Source organism: Thermodesulfobacteriota bacterium (genome assembly GCA_040758155.1).
Taxonomy (GTDB): Bacteria; Desulfobacterota; Deferrimicrobia; order Deferrimicrobiales; family Deferrimicrobiaceae; genus UBA2219.
The window spans coordinates 1-17712 of sequence record JBFLWB010000139.1 but is presented as its reverse complement, the minus strand read 5'-3'; the positions used below and the strand labels follow the sequence as shown (position 1 = coordinate 17712).

Sequence of the window (17712 nt, the reverse complement as noted above, 5' to 3'; positions counted from 1 at the left end):
CCACGTGGAACATTGGTAGAATTATCATTGAAACCGACAGGTTATCCATCGCTCTCCGCCATATCGCCGGAAGAGGCGTCCGCCGGGGGCCCGTTCTCCCGTCGCCGCAGCAGGACCAGCAGCAGGGCGACCGCCGCCGGGGTCACGCCCGGGATCCGCCCGGCCTGGCCGAGGGAGGCGGGGCGGACCCGCGCCAGCTTGTCGCGCACCTCCGCCGACAGCCCGCGGACCGTCCCGAAGGGGAAGTCGGGTGGAATGCGCATCTCTTCGTATTTCTTCAGTTTCCGGGCTTCCTCCTCCTGGCGGCGGATGTAGCCGTCGTACTTGATCGAAAGCTCCGCCTGGACCATCGCCTCCGGAGAATCCGGCAGGAGCTCCGGGTCGCATGCCAATAGCATCGCCCCGGTCACCTCGGGCCGGCGCAGCGCCTCGGCGTAAGTGCTCCCGGGGCGCAGCGGCCCCCCCCCCGCCGCCTCGACGGCGGCGATCAGCGGGTGCCCCGCGGAAACCCGTTTCCGTTCGATGGTTTCCATGAAAGTCGCGATCCCCTCGCGCTTGACCAGGAACCTCTTGTACCGCTCTTCGGGTAATAGCCCGGCCCAGCGGCCCGTTTCGGAGAGCCGCAGGTCGGCGTTGTCCTCCCGCAGGAGGAGCCGGTACTCCGCCCGGGAGGTGAACATCCGGTACGGCTCCTGCGCCCCCTTCGTCGTCAGGTCGTCGATCAGCACCCCGATGTAGGCGTCCGCCCGGGAAAGGGCCATCGGCGGCTCCCCCCGGACGCGCCGCGCCGCGTTCACCCCGGCCACCAGCCCCTGCGCCGCCGCCTCCTCGTACCCGCTCGTCCCGTTGATCTGCCCGGAATGATAGAGGTTATTCACCAGCTTCGTCTCCAGCGAGGGATGGAGCTGGATCGGGTCGACGAAATCGTACTCGATCGCGTAACCCGGGCGCACGATCTCGGCCTGCTCGAGGCCGGGGATGGTGCGAAGCAGCTTCACCTGGATGTCGTACGGGAGGCTCGTCGGGATGCCGTTGGCGTAAAACTCCGAGGTGTCGAGCCCCTCGGGCTCGAGGAAGAGCTGGTGCCGCGTCTTCTCCGGGAACCGGACGACCTTGTCCTCGATGGACGGGCAGTACCTCGGACCGATCCCCCGGATGATCCCGGTGTAAAGAGGCGACCGGGAGAGGCCGGAGCGGATCGCCTCGTGCGTCTCCCCGTTGGTCCAGGTCAGCCAGCAGGGAAGCTGCGGGCGGCGTATCTCCCCGGTATCGAAGGAGAAAGGCACCGGGCGCTCGTCCCCGTCCTGGCGGGCCGTCCTCGAGAAATCGATGGTCTTGCCGTCGAGCCGCGGGGTGGTGCCGGTCTTGAGCCGCCCCACGGAAAAGCCCAGCTCCCGCAGGGAGTCGGAAAGGCGCATCGCGGGGAAATCCCCTGCCCTTCCGGCAGGATAGCTCACCAGCCCCACGTGAACCAGACCTTTGAGGAAGGTCCCCGTGGCCAGCACCACCGTCTTCCCCCGGTACCGGACGCCGAGCTGCGTGTCGACCCCGACGGCGGCGCCCCCGGAAGTCACGACGGCGTCGACGATGGCCTGCTTTACGTCGAGGCCGGGCGTCTCCTCCAGCACCTTCTTCATCCGGACCCGGTAGAGCAGCTTGTCGGCCTGGGCGCGCGAGGAGCGGACCGCCGGCCCCTTGCTCGTGTTGAGCTGCCGGAACTGGATCCCGGTGGCGTCGATGTTGCGGGCCATCTCCCCGCCCAGGGCGTCGATCTCCCGGACGAGATGCCCCTTGGCCAGCCCGCCCACCGCCGGGTTGCACGACATCAGCCCGATGGCGTCCGCGTTGATGGTGAGCAGCAGGGCGGAGCAGCCCATCCGCGCCGCGGCCAGCGCCGCCTCGCAGCCGGCGTGCCCGCCGCCCACCACGATGACGTCGTATTCCTTCGGATATTCGTACGGCGAACCGCTCATCCCCGTCCCATCCCCTGTTCCACGTGAAACAATCCTTGAAATTCCTTTCCCTTCGCCTACTTGCCGATGCAGAAGCGGCGGAATACCTCGTCGAGCACCTCTTCCGGCGCGACTTCCCCCAATAGCTCCGCCAGCGCGAGCGACGCCTCGCGGACGTCCGCCGCGAGGAACTCCGGGGAAAGCCCCGCTCCGGCGGACTCCCGGGCGCGCGAAAGGGACGCGACGGCCCGCTCCACCGCCCCGCGGTGCCGCTCCCGGGTCAGCGGCGCCTGCGTAAGGATCGCCCCTTCGGAAGGGGCGATCTCCCGCGCGACCGCGGAAAGCAGCGCCTCCGCCCCTTCCCCGGTCTTTGCCGAGACGCGGAGGACTCCCCTTCGCCCCTCCCCCGAAAGCTCCTCCCCCGTCGCCGCCGCGGGAAGATCGGACTTGTTCACGACTACCAGGTGGGGGCGCCCCGCGACCTCCCGGTACGCCTCGCGGTCCTCCTCCCCCACTTCGCGGGCGCCGTCGAGGACGAACAGGACCAGGTCCGCCCGGGCGATCGCGTCGCGGCTCCGCAGCACCCCCTTGCGCTCCACGGGATCCGCGGTCTCGCGCAGGCCGGCGGTGTCGACCAGCAGCACCGGGATCCCTGCGACGGAGATCTCCGCGTGCAGGTAGTCCCGCGTCGTCCCCGGCGTCTCGTCCACGATGGCGCGCTCCTCGCCCGCCAGGCGGTTCAGCAGGCGTGACTTCCCGACGTTGGCCACGCCGGCGATCGCCACGGTCGCGCCGTCCCTGAACAAGCGCCCCGTCCCGTAGGACCGCAGGAGCGATTCCAGTGAACGGACGATTTCGTCTACCCGTTCTATTACTTGCCGCTCATTCGCCTCCGGGACGTCGTCCTCGTCCCCGAAGTCGATGGCCGATTCGAGGGCGGTCAGAAGCGACAGGAGCCGCTCCCGCAGCGGCCCGACCGCCTCCCCGATCGCCCCCCGCATCTGGCGGAGCGCGGAAGTCGCGGCCGCCTCCGTCCGGGCCGCGATCAGGTCGGCCAGCCCCTCCGCCTGTGTGAGGTCCATCTTCCCGTTGAAAAACGCCCGGCGGGAAAACTCCCCCGGCTCCGCGGGAACGGCCCCGGCGGCGCACGCCGCCCGCACGACCGCGTCCACGACGGTGGGACTTCCGTGCAGGTGGAGCTCCGCCACGTCCTCGCCAGTGAAGCTGCGCGGCGCGGGAAAGCATGCGAGAAGGCCGGAATCCAGGATCTTCCCCGCGGCGTCGCGCATGTCGGCTTTCACCAGCGTCCGGGGGGGAAGAGCGGCGGGGGATAGGGGAGTGAGCGCCTCTATTATATGGAAGGCGCGCGGCCCGGAGAGCCGGACGATGGATACGGCGCCGATCCCGCCGGGCGTGGCGGGGGAGACGATCGTCGCGTCCCCGCGCGTGCCGGTCCCGCCGGCGCCGGGCGCCAAGGCGCGCGCATCAGGCCTTCGCGGCCTTGGCGGCATCGGCCTGGCGGTTGTACAGCCATTGCTGCCCGATGCTGAGGATGTTGTTCACCAGCCAGTAGACGACCAGCCCGGCCGGGAAGCCCCAGAACATGAAGGTGAAGATGACCGGCATGAGCAGCATCATCTTCTGCTGCATGGGATCCATCGACGCCGACGGCGTCATCTTCTGCTGGATGAACATCGAGATTCCCATCAGCAGCGGAAGCAGCCGAATGGGGAGGGTGAACCCGGCCACGTGGATGTCCCACAGGTATTCCGGCGCGGACAGGTCGTTGATCCACAGGAAAAACGGCGCGTGCCTCAGCTCGATGGTGACGAGGAGCCCCTTGTAGAGGGCGATGAACACGGGGATCTGCGCCAGCATGGGAAGGCAGCCGGAGAGCGGATTGATCTTGTACGTCTTGTACAGGTTCATCGTCTCCTGGTTGAGCCGCTGCGCGTCCTCCTTGTACTTCTCCTTGAGCTTGTTCAGCACGGGGGCCAGCTCCTGCATCTTCCGCATGGAGGCCATCGACTTCTGGGTGAGCGGGAAGAACAGGATCTTGATCAGGATGGTGAGCAGGATGATGTCGATCCCGTAGTTCCCGGTGACGCGGTTGCTGGCCTTCATCAGGAACACCAGCGGCTTGGCCAGGAACGCGAACCAGCCGTAGTCGATCAGCTCCGCGAGCCCGTTCCCGGCCGCCGCGAGGAGGTCGGACTGCTTCGGGCCGGCGAACACCTTGACGTTGCCGCTGACGGTATCGCCCGGCAACAGCGTCGCCGCGTTGTCGACCACCGCGAGGAGGGCTCCCTTGTCTCCCAGCGGAGCCGCCTTCCCCACGGACCATTCCTTCTCCGGGATCGCGATCCAGGTGAAGTATTTCGAGTCCGCCGAACCCCACTTGACCGGCGCTTTCCCGACCTTCCCCTTGGCGATGTCGCCCAGGTCGTACCGTTCGATCGCGCCCTTGGAGGTGCGGACCGCCAGGCCGTGGAAGGTATAGGAATCGCCGGCGAGCTCTCCGAGGAACATCTGGCTCAGCTCGATCCCGGGGCGCACGAGGAGCGGCGCGCTCGAGCCGTTGCTCGTCCGGAGGCGCACCTCGAACTCGTACTTTCCGCCGTGGAACACGTATTCCCGGGCCACGCGCACGCCGTCCGCGGTTTCCCACGACAGCAGCACGCTGCGGGTTTCCTCCCCCTTCAGCTCGACCACGGCGGGAGCGTCGGAGCGGAAGACCATGGGAGCGGGGAAGGGAGGGCGGTTCTCTTCCGTATACAAGGAGAGCGGCAGCGGCTGGATCGTTTTCGACCCCACGATGTCGAGCGGCTTGCCCGCCGCCCCGGAAACGTCCGTGTATTCTTTCAGGAGGAACGAGGAGATCCCTCCGCCCGCGGTGGAGATCGAAGCGGTGTAGAGCGGCGTCCTCACCTCGATGGTGCGTTCCGGCGCCGCCGTGACCGCGGCCATTCCGCCCGCCGCGACGGTCGCCTGCGCGGGCAGCCCGGGCTGCGCGGCCGGCTGCGGCGCTCCCGCGGGCGCGGGCGCAACGGGCGCCGCGTTGTCCTTGCCCACGGGCGCCGGCGGCGGGGGAGGGGTGAAGAAGTACTGGTATCCGAGAAGAACGGCGATCGACAGCGCGATCGCCAGGATCATCCGTTTTTCCTGTCCCATCACGTCCTCTTTCCGAAGAGTCGGATCCGTCGCGGCTCGTCAACGCCCCCCGGGTGAAAGGGGTGGCACTTGAGGATCCGCCACATCCCGTCGAGTGCCCCGAGGACCGCGCCGTTGAGGCGGACCGACCCGATCATGTACTCGGAGCAGCTCGGGTGGAACCTGCAGCAGGGGCCGATGTAGGGAGAAATCGCCGCCTGGTAGAACTTCAGGACGCCGATCAGGAGCTGCCTTGGTCCCATGGATCGGTTCCTTTGCACGCTCCCCACCGTTTCCGCAGGGCGGGAAGCAGTTCGTCGCACACGCCGGACAGCGCGGCGGCCTCCGGCGCCTTCCGGACGACGATGGCCGTGCGCGTCCCCGGGGGGAATTCCCCCTTGTTCAGCCGGTAGAACTCCCGCAGGAGCCGCTTCATCCGGTTGCGGACGACCGATCCGCCGGCGCGCTTCCCCGCGGACACGCCCACCTTCCCGCCGATCCCGCCCAGGGCGTCGCGGTAGATCGTATAATGAGCGGTGCTGACCCGTTCCCCCTTCCGCACCACTTCCCGGAATTCCCGGTCGGTGCGGAGCCGTTCTTCGGTGGGGAAACGGTGCCGGCGTTCCCGGCGGGGACCGGTCACTTCTTCCCGGCGATCGTCACGCTCAGGCGTTTGCGCCCCTTGGCGCGACGGCGCGCGAGGACCTTCCGGCCCGCCGCGGTCGACATCCGCTCGCGGAAGCCGTGGGTCCGTTTCCGCCGCAGGTTATGGGGCTGGTATGTGCGCTTCATGGGGGATTTCGCTCCTTCCGGAAATGCGACTCTAAACCGTTGAGAAATGTGTAATATATTGCTTTCAGGAAGCCCGTGTCAACCGGTTTCGCCCGGAAGGGCGAACCGGAAGGGGAGAGCATGGACGATCGGTACACCCTGCGCTACAACCTGCGCCGCCTCCTCCGCTTCTCCCTCCTGTCGGCGGACGAGCGTCCGTCGTCCCCGGCGGCGACCGAAAGCGAGGTCCTGTTCGACCTGACCGGGGAGAACCCCGATAACCATCTCTTCGGCCGCTACGACCTCGGGCAGGTCCGCAGGATCGCCGAGGAGGGGGAGCTGTACCGGGGGCTGGCCCGGCTCGGCTATCCGGACCCGATCCTCTCCCTTTCCTGCGCCGACCCCTCAGAGCAGCGGATCTACATCCACGCGGGGGAACCGGTCCGGGAGCGGCTCCTCGTGGAGCTGCGGATGCAGCTTACGAACTTCCACCCGCGCCACGCGATCGGCCCGTTCTCCGAATCCACGTCATTCCGGATGCTGGTCATGCTCTGGCTGGTCCTGTCCAACCCGGACAGCGATTTCCCGGTCGACCGTCCGCGGCTTCCCGGGCAGGTGCGGCCGGGGCTGGGGCTGCTCGACGAGGTGTTCCATCTCCCGAGGACCTTCGCCCGGGAGCTCGCCGTCGACGGCATCCTCGACGTGCCGGAGCACTTCCACACCGCGCTGTTCTATTCGCGCTACTTCCAATACCTCGACCCGGTGGCGCAGGGCCGTTTCCAGGCGATCGCGCGGGACCTCGCGGGAGTCCCCCTGGCGCTGGCCTCGGACGCGATCCGGCTGGGGTGCCTCGTCGACCTCGCCACCGGCCTGCCGATGCCGTGGGAACCGTCGGAACAGGTGTCCACCGAGCGCGGTCCGCTGCGCCGTTTCCTCGGATCGGAGGAGTACCGGGAGGCGCGGAATCGGGCGAGAACAGCTCTTCGGGTGGTTGTCAACTGGGATCTTTATCGGGCGAAACTTTCCTCCCGCGAGCCCGAGTGAAAATCTCCTTGCTTCCAAATTTTCGCGTATGGTACCTTGCATCCTTCGCAAGGCACCCCAGCGTCTTCCAGGAGGCGGTTCCCGCGGCCCGGCAGACCGAAAAAATTCCCCGGGGGAAAACACCCGAAAAGCCATGCTAAATGATTATAAATAAATCGCTTTCCGGTTTATCCACAGGTGTGGACAACCATGTTGGCAACTTTCCTGCATTACGTGACCCGAAGAGCCCGAAAATGAACCGTTTCCCGGCCGTTTCCGGACCGGAAGACCGCCCGGCGCGGCCTCCCGCGTTATGACCTCGAAGGGGTGGGAAAAGGTCCTCGCCCTGCTGAAAAGCACGGTGAGCGAGCAGACCTTCGAGACCTGGCTTCGCCCGCTGCGCTTCGTCGCGCGGGAGGGGAGCGTCCTGTTCATCGCGACCCCCCACAAGTTCTTCAAGCAGTGGATCGAGGACCACCACATCGACCAGATCGTGGAAGCCGCCCGGAAGGAGCTGGGGGAGGAGGTTTCCATCGACATCGTCGTGGGGGGGGAGGAGGAGACGCTGCCGCCGCCGGTCACCCCGCCGCAGTTCCTCCAGGCCGCCGAGGAGCCGCCCGCCCGCGCCCGGGGGGCCTACGCATCGCTCAACAACCGGTACACCTTCGACCGGTTCGTCATCGGGACGGGGAACCAGTTCGCCCACGCCGCCTGCGTCGCGGTCTCGAACGACCCGGGCAACAGCTACAACCCGCTGTTCATCTACGGCGGCGTCGGCCTGGGGAAGACGCACCTGCTGCACGCCATCGGGAACGAGGCGCTCCGGAAGAACCCCCGCCTGCGGGTCTGCTACATCCCGGCGGAGAAGTTCACCAACGAGCTGATCGCTTCCATGCGGACGAACCGGATGCCGGAGTTCAAGGAGCGGTACCGCAACGCCGACCTGCTCCTGATGGACGACGTCCAGTTCATCGCGGGGAAGACGCGGACGCAGGAGGAGTTCTTCCACACCTTCAACGACCTGTACTCCTCCCGCAAGCAGATCGTGGTGACCAGCGACAAGTTCCCGAAGGAGATCCCCGACCTCGAGGAGCGGATCCAGTCTCGCTTCGAGTGGGGGCTGGTCGCCGACATCCAGGCGCCCGACATCGAGACGCGGATAGCGATCGTGAACAGCAAGGCGGAAGCCGAGAACATCCACATCCCGGAAGACGTCGCGCTCTACCTGGCCTCCGTGGTGAAGAGCAACGTCCGGGAGCTCGAGGGATACCTCATCCGCATCGGAGCGCACGCGTCGCTGATGAACAAGGAGATCAACCTCGACCTGGCCAAGTCGTTCCTCTCTTCCTTAAGCACCGCGGGGAAGGACATCTCGCCCGACAACATCCTCAAGCTCACGGCGGAGCATTTCGGGGTGAAGGTCTCCGACCTGCGCTCCGACCGCAAGCACAAGATCGTGGCCGTCCCCCGCCAGGTCGCCATGTACCTGATGCGGGAGACGACGCGCTGCTCCTTCCCCGACATCGGCCAGCGGTTCGGCGGGCGCGACCACACCACCGTGATGTACGCGGTAAAAAAAATTGAGAAGAAACTCACGGAAGATGTATCTTTAAAAAACGCGGTGGAATCCCTGCGGAAGAAAATCGAGGGATAACCTTGTGGAGAAAAGGGAGGGTCCTTGCCATCCACAGACCGGCGCCGTCTGATCCGTCGTTCATCGACCTTTTCCCCACAGCGCCTTTTCCGGCAACGGCGCGCCTCCGCGGCGGATCTCCACAGTTTCCACATCCCCTACTGTCACTACTGGTTCTTTTGAATACTTAAAAAGAAGAGGACAACATGAACTTCTCTGTGGACAGAGATCAGCTGATCGATGTGCTCACCGGGATCCAGGGGGTGGCGGAGAGAAGGCACACGATGCCCGTCCTCTCGCATGCCCTGCTGACGGTGGCGGGTGAGACGCTCACGATCGTTTCCTCCGACCTGGAGATCGTGATCCGATGCCTCCAGCCGATCGCGGGGGGAGAGCCGGGATCCATCGCCCTGCCGGCGCGCAAGCTGCTCGACATCGCCAAGGTCCTTCCCAAGGACGCGCCGGTGAAGGTGGCGGCCAAGGACGGCAACTACGTGGAGATCTCCTCGGGCCGGACGCATTTCCGGCTGGCGGGCCTTCCTTCCCAGGAGTTCCCGGAGATGCCGGAGAAGCCCGCGGCAAAACCGGTGTCGGTCGACGGGGAGCTGTTCCGCCGCCTGGCCGAGTCGGTGGCGTCGTTCGCCTCTTCGGACGAGACGAGGTACAACCTTGCCGGCGTCCTGATGGAGCGCACCGAGGAGTCCGAGGGCGGGATGCTGCGGATGGTGGCCACCGACGGGCACCGGCTGGCGATGGCGGAAGGGGAGGCGGGGAACATCGGCGGACTGTTTGCCTCGAAGAAGATCCTCGTGCCGAAGAAAGGGGTCCAGGAAATCCGCAAACTGGCGGAGAGCGGCCCGGGATCGATCGAACTGTCCGCCTCCGACAAGTTCCTGTTCGCTGCGAAAGGCGACACGGAGGTCTGGGTGCGGCTTCTGGACGCCGATTTCCCCGACTACCGGCAGGTCATCCCGAAGGCGAATCCTCTTCAGGCGACGGTCGAGCGGAACGCCTTCTCGGAAGTGCTGCGCCGCGTGGGAGTGATGGCGCCCGACAAGGTGCACAGCGTGAAGCTTTCGTTCTCCGGGAAGCAGCTTGAAATCTCGTCGAACAGCCCGGACCACGGCGAGGCGCAGGACCTGCTCGAGACGGAGTACGAAGGGCCGGCGATGAAGATCGGCTTCAACGGAAGGTACCTGCAGGATGCGGTCTCCGGGATCCTCGAGGAGAAGGTGGTCCTCCAGATGAAGGACGAGGTTTCCCAGGTGATCCTGCGTCCCGAGAAGGACACGTCCTACCTGGCGATCGTGATGCCGATGAGGATCTTCTAGGGGTCGTATTCGTAAACTTTTTCATGGGCTTATCGCCATCCCCGGGGGGCTTTGCGCCCCCCGCTTTTCTTTCCGCTTCCCTCTCCGGGAGAGTATAATCAATCAGTTAACCTTCAAGGGAGCGGGGTGTGTATGGGAAGCGGTAACGATACCCGCGCGGGCAACGGGAACGGCGGGGAATATACCGGCGAAAACATTCAGGTTTTAAAGGGGCTGGAGGCGGTCCGGAAGCGCCCGGCGATGTACATCGGGAGCACGGACGCGCACGGCCTGCACCACCTTGTCTACGAGGTCGTCGACAACTCCATCGACGAGGCGATGGCGGGGCATTGCGACACGATTTCGGTCGTCATCCACGCCGACGACTCGGTCACGGTGGAGGACAACGGACGCGGCATCCCCGTGGACATCATGCCGCAGGAGAAGAAGCCCGCCGCCGAGGTGGTCCTGACCGTCCTGCACGCCGGCGGAAAGTTCGACCGGGAGACGTACAAGGTATCCGGCGGCCTGCACGGCGTCGGCGTCTCCGTCGTCAACGCTCTCTCCGAATCGCTGACCGCCGAGATCCGCCGCGATGGATCGGTGCACCAGATCGGCTTCGTCCGCGGCGCGACCGTCTCGCCGCTGAAGGTCACCGGCAAGTCGCGCAAGACCGGCACGCGCATCACCTTCAAGCCCGACGCCGAGATCTTCACCGAGACGGAGTTCTCCTTCGACGTCCTCTCCCAGCGGCTGCGGGAGCTGTCGTTCCTCAACGCGGGGCTGAAGATCTCGATCCTCGACGAGCGCAACGGCAAGAGCCACGACTTCCAGTACAAGGGCGGCATCGTCGAGTTCGTGAAGCATCTGAACCGCACGAAGACGCCGATCCACCCGAAGCCGGTGTTCATCGAAGGGGAGAAGGACAACGTCCAGATCGAGGTGGCGCTCCAGTACAACGACTCGTACCAGGAGACGGTCTTCTCCTTCGTCAACAACATCAACACGCACGACGGCGGGACGCACCTCACGGGTTTTAGGCAGGCGCTGACGCGCGCGATCAACCAGTACGCCAACCAGGGGAACCTGCTCAAGGGATTCAAGGAGAACCTGCGCGGCGACGACCTCAACGAGGGGCTGGCGGCCGTCATCTCCGTGAAGGTGCCCGAGCCGCAGTTCGAGGGGCAGACCAAGAACAAGCTGGGCAACAACGAGGTCAAGGGGCTGGTCGACTCGCTGGTCTACGAGAAGCTGATGATCTGCTTCGAGGAGAACCCGTCCGTCCCGAAGAAGATCATCGAGAAGGGGCTCGAGGCGGCGCGGGCGCGAGAGGCGGCCAGGAAGGCCAAGGAGCTGGTGCGCAAGGGGCCGATGGACGCGGCGGGGCTTCCCGGGAAGCTGGCCGACTGCCAGGAGAAGGACCCGGCGCGCTGCGAGCTGTTCCTCGTGGAAGGGGACTCGGCGGGCGGCTCCGCCAAGCAGGCGCGCGACCGGCGCTATCAGGCGATCCTGCCGCTGAAGGGGAAGATCCTCAACGTCGAGAAGGCGCGCATCGACAAGATGCTGGCCTCCCAGGAGATCCGCGTGATGATCACGGCGCTTGGGACCGGCATCGGCAAGGAGAACTACGAGGCGTCGCGCCTGAGGTACGGCAAGATCATCATCATGACCGACGCCGACGTCGACGGCGCGCACATCCGCACGCTGCTTCTGACCTTCTTCTTCCGAAACATGAAGGAGCTGTTCGACCGGGGGAACATCTACATCGCCCAGCCGCCGCTGTACGGCGTGCGGCGCGGCAAGGAGATGACCTACCTCAAGGACGACGCCGCGTTCCGCAAGCATCTGATCGATCACGGCTCGGAGGGGAAGAAGGTCGTGACCGCGGCCCCGGGCGGAAACGGCGCCATCACGGGGCAGAAGCTCGTCGCGTGGCTCACGAAGATCTCCCGGCTGGAGCAGATCGCGGTGCGGGCCGAGCGGCGCGGGCTGCCGTCCTTCGTCTTCATGTCGCTTGCGGCGCGGGCGGCGGAAGGGGTGGAGGCGCTTTCGGGGGAGAAGTCGGCCTTCAAGTTCTTCAAGGCGCTGCTGGCGGACTGGAAGGTCTCCCGCCCCGAGGTCACGCACACGACGTTCTCGATCGAGCCGGACCTTTCCGGCGACAGCGAGGCGGTGCGCGGCCGCCTGTCGTGGAAGCGCGGCGGCCTGCCGATGGACTGCATCGTGGACAGCCACCTCATGACGTCGGCCGACCTGCGCGAGGCGGGGACGCTGTCGGCGCAGATCCGCGACGCCCTGCCGCCGCCGTACCGGATGGAAGGGGAGGGGAGCTTCCCCGAGGCCGACGGGCCGCTGTGCCTGCTCGACCAGGTGCTGGAGGCGGGCAAGAAGGGGCAGACGATCCAGCGCTATAAAGGTCTGGGCGAGATGAATCCCGAGCAGCTCTGGGAGACGGCGATGAACCCGGAGACGCGCGACCTGCTGCGCGTGGAGCTGGGCGACGAGACCGACGCCGACGAGATCTTCTCGCGGCTGATGGGCGACCAGGTCGAGCCGCGCCGCGAGTTCATCGAGCAGAACGCGCTGAACGTGTCGTCGCTGGATATTTAATTACTGTCCATTTGTCGGGTTGCAGATAAGCTGACAAATCGTGAAGAAAAGCTGACAAAAAGTTGCCCCAATAATGGCAGCGTCTCTTCAGGCAAAACATGAAGCTCGAAGACTTTACATTGATGTCTTTTTCCGATCCCGGCGGCGGTAGATGATACCGAGCTTGTCCAGGCGCCAGCGGAGGGTGTTGGGGTTCATCCCCAACATCTCCGCGGCCCCTCCGCGACCGTGAATTTTTCCCTTGGCAAGTTTTAGCACCTCGCAGATGTGGGCCGACATGGCTTCTTCCAGTTTCAGGGGAAGACCGGGAGCGGCTTCGCCGGCGGCAGCCGGCTTCTTCCTTCCTCCCTCAGGCGGGAGGACCTCTTCGAAGGTCAGCGGTCCGGCACGGTGCCGGATCAACTCGCGCTCGACCAGGTTCTCCAGCTCGCGCACGTTGCCGGGCCAGTCGTACTCCATGAGCCGAAGAAGGGCGCCTGGCGCTATGGAGGGATATGCGGCGATGCCGAGCTCCCTGCTCTTTACCGCCAGAAAATGGCGTGTCAGGGCCGGAACATCCTCCTTCCTCTGCCGCACCGGCGGAACGATGATCGGAAAGCCGCTGATCCTGTACCACAGGTCTTCGCGGAAGCTGCCCTCCGTCAGCATGCTCTGAAGGTTGCGGTGCGTGGCTGCGATCACCCGGATGTCGACGGGGATCGGGCGCTTTCCTCCCAATCTCTCCACCAAGTGGTACTGGAGCACCCGCAGCAGCCGCAGCTGCGCCGAAGGCGGAAGCTCGCCGAGCTCGTCGAGAAAAATGGTTCCGCCGTCGGCCCGCTCGAACCGTCCCCTGCTCTCGGCGACCGCCCCGGTAAAAGCCCCCTTCTCGTGGCCGAACAGCTCGCTGTCGATCAGATTCTCCGGGAGGGCGCCGCAGTTTACCTTGATGAAAGGGCCGTCCTTGCGCGGGGAGGAGAAGTGGATCGCGTTGGCGATCAATTCCTTTCCGGTTCCGGTTTCGCCGAGCAGAAGGACCGTGTTGTTCAGCGGCGCCACCTGGCGGACCATCTCCATCACGTTTCGCAGTCCGGTGTTGCCGCCGATGATTTCGTCCGGGGCGCCGCCGCGCAGCTCCCGGTTCAGGAAGCGCTTGTCGTCCAGCAGGATGGCCTGGTAGCGGAGCACCTCTTCATGGGCGAGGGCATTGGCAAGGGCGATCGCAAACGGCTTGCCGACATCCCGGAGGAGTTCAACCTGTTCTTTTCTATATCTCCCTTCTCCCCCCGCCCGCAGAATCAGCCCTCCGAGCAGCTCTTCCTTCAAGCGCAACGGCACGATCAGGTCCGTGTTCCCTTCGTACCTCGAAAGCGGCATGAGGATACGGAATATGTCGTCCGTTTCCGCGTCCACGACGAACGGTTCGGCTAAATTCCGCGCCGCGATCTTTTCCCGCATCCCTTCCGGCAGCGGGATGATTTCGTCGGGAAGGACAACGCCGGCCCCATGTGCCTGAGCGATGCGGCGGATCGCGCTCAGCCGTTCGTCCAGGATGATAAGGGACAGCAAGTCAAGCGGCAGGTGCCCCCTCAGGTAATCGAACGCACTGTGCAGCGATTCCTTTATGTCCAGGCTGCTGCAGATTCTGAGGGTGATTTCCTTGAGAAATCCATCCTGGTTTTCCATGGCCGCCTCGTACCGTGCCGCGGATGTCTCTCCAGACGGTTGGGTGTCCGTAAAACCTTGCGATCGCAACTAGAAACACAACATACCGCAATTTCATACTAATTCACAGTATTCCGTGTAAATAATCACGGCATTTCGTGGCAACGCGGGTGTTGATTGCGTAACTTATCGAAATAAAAAGCAAAATATTCTGGCACGTTCGTCGCTTTCTTCGAGGGCAAGGTATAGCGCTGCACAGGAGAACATCATGACCGACCTGCTCTACGTCACATGCAATGTCAGGAATCCGGAGGCGTCCGGTTCCCTTTCCCTGGGTCATGAATTTCTGGAGGAATACCTTCGCTGGAATCCTCAAAAGGCGGTGCGGTTTCTCGACCTGTACCGGGACAGCATCCAGCGCATCGATCAGGACCTTCTCGACGTCTGGGAACGGATCGGGCGCGACGAGAGCTACGCTCTTTTTTCGGATGAAGAGCGACGCAAGATCTACCGCATCTGGCGTCTGGCCGACCAGTTTGGAGCTTGCGACAGATACATCTTCGTGACCCACAGCCTGAATCTCTGGTTCCCGGCCGAGTTCAAGACGTACGTCGATGCGATCTGCGTTCCCGGTCGTACCTACCGGCTTACGCCGCAGGGGGCGAAGGGAACGTTTCACGACGGGGGCAGAAGATCCCTGCACCTGCATGCGGGGCCACCGTTCCCCTTTGGAAAGGAGCAGGATCAGAGCGTTGCCTACCTGCGCTCGGTTCTCCAATTCCTCGGGGTCACCGATCAGGTGACCGTGCTCCTTCCGACAGACAACCCGGAAAGAAGTTCCGTCGAGGCGAAGGAAAAATACAAAGTAGCGCGGCGCAGGCTGTTGGGGCTGGCTCGCGTTTTTTGAGAGGAGGCTTGGCGATGAAGGACCGGAGGAAACCGTTGGCGGCGGCGATATGCCTGTCGCTGTTGGGAGTGGCGCTGACCGCCTGCACAGGCAACACGCACGGCAAGGAATCGGGCATCGATGTCGTCTCCGTGATCGTCGGGAAGGCAAAGAAGGTCCAGGAGAGGGAAACCATCTCGGTGAGCGGGACGGTTTCGACACCCGATTCGCCCGCGAACGCGAGCTTTCTCGTTTCCGGCAAAGTGGTGCACGTCGGGCCGCGGGAAGGGGATTACGTAAGAGAGGGGCAGGTTCTCGCCTCCATCGATCCGACCGATTACCAGTTGACGCTGTCGGCGGCCAAGGCACAAAAAGACCAGGCCGAAGTCGCATACCGGCGCGCCGAGGACGAGCATCGGCGGATGAAGATCTTGTACGACTCGAAGAGCCTGGCGGCCAACGATTACCTGAAATTCAAGGCGGCAGTCGATTCATCCGCGCAACAGTACGAGCAGGCCGTTGCCTCGGAAGAGTTGACCCGGAAGCGTCTTGCCGATGCAACGCTCTGTGCCCCCATCGGCGGCTACATCGCGAAAAGGCTGATCGAGCCCGGCGATACGGCGATTCCGGGACGCCCTGTCTTCGAGATTGTCCAGATGAACCCCGTGGAAGTGAATGTCGGGGTGCCGGAAACGGACGTACGGCGCGTCCGGATCGGACAGACGGCGGACATCAAGGTTCCCGCCCTACCGGGGAAGTCGTTCGGAGGGAAGGTTCGCATCCTCAACGTCTCCGCAGATCCCGGTACTCGAACCTACATGGCCAGGATCGCCGTGGCGAATCCGGAGAAGCTGTTGCGCGTGGGGATGGTGGCGGAAGCGACCATACGCGGGGACCGGACGGTATCGATGATGACGCTTCCGGGGGACGCGATTGTGCGCGATCCGCAGGGGGCGACGCAGGTATTCGTCTACTATCCCGGCCAGAGGAGCGTATACACCAAGCGGGTGGACGTCGGCGTGGTCCTCAACCGGGATGTCGAGATAAGAAGCGGCCTTTCCGGTGACGAGCTGGTCGTTCTGGCCGGACAGGGAAAGCTCAGGAATGGTCTGGTCGTCTCAGCAACGGAACGGCAGACCGGCGAATGAACAAATACCGAGAGGAACGGGTTTCCAGATGAATCCGACAAAGTTTTCCCTTCGCTATCCTTCCGTTACGCTCATTCTGACGGCGATGGTCGTCCTGGTCGGCGTCTACGCCTTCCTGAAAATGCAGCGAACGGAAGATCCGACGATCACCATCCGGACCGGGATCGTGGCCGCGATGTATCCCGGGGCAACCTCCGAGCAGGTGGAAAAACAGGTAACGAAGACCCTCGAAAAACACATCTTCAAATTCCCCGAGGTGCGGAAGGAGAAGACTTTTTCGACCAGCCGCCCCGGCCTCGTCATCATCAACGTCGAACTGGAAGACAATGTAAAGAATTCCGACCAGTTCTGGGCGAAGCTGCGCGACGAGATGATCCTCGTTCGCGGTACCGAACTCCCGGCGGGCGTCCAGGGTCCGGTGGTCGATTCCGATTTCGGCGATACGGTTGCCATGCTGGTCGCCATCCACGGCAAACAGTACGGCTACCGAGAGCTCCGCGATTACGCGGACAAGATCCACGACGAAATGCGCAACGTGCGCGAGGTGGGGAAACTCGTAACCTACGGAAATCAGGGCGAAGAAATCTGGATCACCGGCAGCCTCGAAAGGATGTCGCAGTATCTGGCCGACCCGGGCCAGGTGGCGAACGCACTGAGGCAGCGGAACGTCATCCAGAGCGCTGGAGACTTCGAGGCGGACCGATCGAAGATCCCCATAAGGACCACCGGGGTTTTCAACACCGAGGACGAGATCCGGAACGTGCTGGTCGACGTTTCGAGGGAGGGACATCCGGCATACATCAAGGACTTCTCCGAGGTGGAGCGCCGGTATCAGGATCCGACGTTCAAGGTGCGCTACGACGGCGACCCCTGCCTGCTCCTCTCGGTCGAGATGCAGAAGGGGAAGAACATCGTCGAACTCGGCGAAAAGCTGGAAGAAGTATTCCAGCGCCTCAAGGTGCTTCTTCCCCCGGACGTCCAGCTTGACCTGGTCGCCAACCAGCCGGGAGTGGTCGAGGAGCGGATTGAGACGCTCAGTCATGAATTCCTTCTCGCCATCATTTCCGTGGTGATCGTGACGATCGTGCTCCTTCCTTTTCGGGTTGCTCTCATCGCCGCTCTGGCGATACCGGTGACCCTTTGCGGCACCCTCGGCATCATGAACGTCTTCGGCATTGCCCTCCACCAGGTGTCGATCGCAGCGCTCATCATGGTCCTCGGAATCGTGGTGGACGACGCCATCGTGATCGCAGATAACTACGTCGAGCTCCTGGACCGGAAGGTGCCCAAGCCGGAAGCGGCTTGGCGGAGCGCGAGCGATGTCTTCGTCCCGGTCCTCACCGCGACCATCACCATCATCGCCTCCTTCCTGCCGCTCCTGATCCTGACCGGCTCGGTCGGCGAATTCATCATGGCGCTCCCGATTACCGTTGCGATCGCGCTGGCGGTTTCCTTCATCGTGGCGGTCGTGCTTACCCCCATTCTCTGCAGATTCTTCATCAGGAAGGGATTACACGACCACGACGCCGCAGAGGCCCGCGGCGAGGAAAAGAAGAGCCTGCTGGACCGGCTCCAGACGAACTAC

At 64.3% G+C, this 17712-nt stretch carries 14 protein-coding genes; 7 read left to right on the top strand and 7 right to left on the bottom strand.

From position 1 onward, the window contains the following. Nucleotides 1-41: 41 nt before the first annotated feature. From mnmG to rpmH, 6 genes are read right to left on the bottom strand one after another with little or no spacing between them, the layout of a single operon-like run. Entirely contained in the window at nt 42-1973 is a 1932-nt protein-coding gene (mnmG, locus tag AB1346_09250; protein MEW6720623.1) for a tRNA uridine-5-carboxymethylaminomethyl(34) synthesis enzyme MnmG, read from the bottom strand. Between the two features lie 56 nt (nt 1974-2029). Continuing rightward, nucleotides 2030-3427: a tRNA uridine-5-carboxymethylaminomethyl(34) synthesis GTPase MnmE gene (mnmE, locus tag AB1346_09245; protein MEW6720622.1), complete on the bottom strand. Its 1398-nt coding sequence runs from the start codon at nt 3425-3427 to the stop codon at nt 2030-2032. Nucleotides 3428-3437: 10 nt separating this feature from the next. Then, the gene (gene yidC / locus AB1346_09240) at nt 3438-5123 is read right to left on the bottom strand and encodes a membrane protein insertase YidC (protein ID MEW6720621.1); all 1686 of its coding nucleotides are present in this window, start codon (nt 5121-5123) and stop codon (nt 3438-3440) included. Next, nucleotides 5123-5365 (bottom strand): membrane protein insertion efficiency factor YidD, encoded by a 243-nt coding sequence (gene yidD, locus AB1346_09235; protein MEW6720620.1) that lies wholly within the window; start codon nt 5363-5365, stop codon nt 5123-5125. The genes yidC and yidD overlap by 1 nt, the downstream gene beginning before the upstream one ends. Then, nucleotides 5344-5745 (bottom strand): ribonuclease P protein component, encoded by a 402-nt coding sequence (gene rnpA, locus AB1346_09230; protein ID MEW6720619.1) that lies wholly within the window; start codon nt 5743-5745, stop codon nt 5344-5346. Before rnpA ends, yidD begins: the two co-directional genes overlap by 22 nt. Then, entirely contained in the window at nt 5742-5894 is a 153-nt protein-coding gene (gene rpmH / locus AB1346_09225; protein MEW6720618.1) for a 50S ribosomal protein L34, read from the bottom strand. Before rpmH ends, rnpA begins: the two co-directional genes overlap by 4 nt. 75 nt (nt 5895-5969) lie before the next feature. On the opposite strand from rpmH, the gene AB1346_09220 reads away from it, so the two are divergent. The 4 genes from AB1346_09220 to gyrB all read left to right on the top strand — a co-directional run bounded on the left by AB1346_09220 (nt 5970) and on the right by gyrB (nt 12449). Continuing rightward, nucleotides 5970-6917: a hypothetical protein gene (locus AB1346_09220; protein MEW6720617.1), complete on the top strand. Its 948-nt coding sequence runs from the start codon at nt 5970-5972 to the stop codon at nt 6915-6917. 292 nt (nt 6918-7209) lie between these two features. Next, the gene (dnaA, locus tag AB1346_09215; GenBank protein ID MEW6720616.1) at nt 7210-8550 is read left to right on the top strand and encodes a chromosomal replication initiator protein DnaA; all 1341 of its coding nucleotides are present in this window, start codon (nt 7210-7212) and stop codon (nt 8548-8550) included. Between the two features lie 185 nt (nt 8551-8735). Then, nucleotides 8736-9860, top strand: a complete 1125-nt coding sequence (gene dnaN, locus AB1346_09210; protein MEW6720615.1) for a DNA polymerase III subunit beta — start codon at nt 8736-8738, stop codon at nt 9858-9860. Between the two features lie 132 nt (nt 9861-9992). Then, a complete protein-coding gene (gyrB, locus tag AB1346_09205) occupies nt 9993-12449 on the top strand; it encodes a DNA topoisomerase (ATP-hydrolyzing) subunit B (protein MEW6720614.1) in 2457 nt (818 codons plus the stop codon). Nucleotides 12450-12563: 114 nt separating this feature from the next. On the opposite strand, the gene AB1346_09200 is transcribed toward gyrB, so the two are convergent. Beyond that, complete coding sequence (locus AB1346_09200; GenBank protein MEW6720613.1) at nt 12564-14114, bottom strand: sigma 54-interacting transcriptional regulator; 1551 nt, start codon at nt 14112-14114, stop codon at nt 12564-12566. 247 nt (nt 14115-14361) lie between these two features. Here AB1346_09200 and AB1346_09195 point away from each other — a divergent pair, with 247 nt between their 5' ends. The 3 genes from AB1346_09195 to AB1346_09185 all read left to right on the top strand — a co-directional run. After that, nucleotides 14362-15000 carry an NAD(P)H-dependent oxidoreductase gene (locus AB1346_09195; protein ID MEW6720612.1) on the top strand — a complete coding sequence of 213 codons (639 nt, stop codon included), beginning with the start codon at nt 14362-14364 and terminating at the stop codon, nt 14998-15000. A gap of 14 nt (nt 15001-15014) precedes the next feature. Then, entirely contained in the window at nt 15015-16127 is a 1113-nt protein-coding gene (locus AB1346_09190) for an efflux RND transporter periplasmic adaptor subunit (GenBank protein ID MEW6720611.1), read from the top strand. Then, a partial coding sequence (locus tag AB1346_09185) for an efflux RND transporter permease subunit (protein ID MEW6720610.1) occupies nt 16042-17712 on the top strand: 1671 nt, incomplete at its 3' end. The genes AB1346_09190 and AB1346_09185, both read left to right, overlap by 86 nt.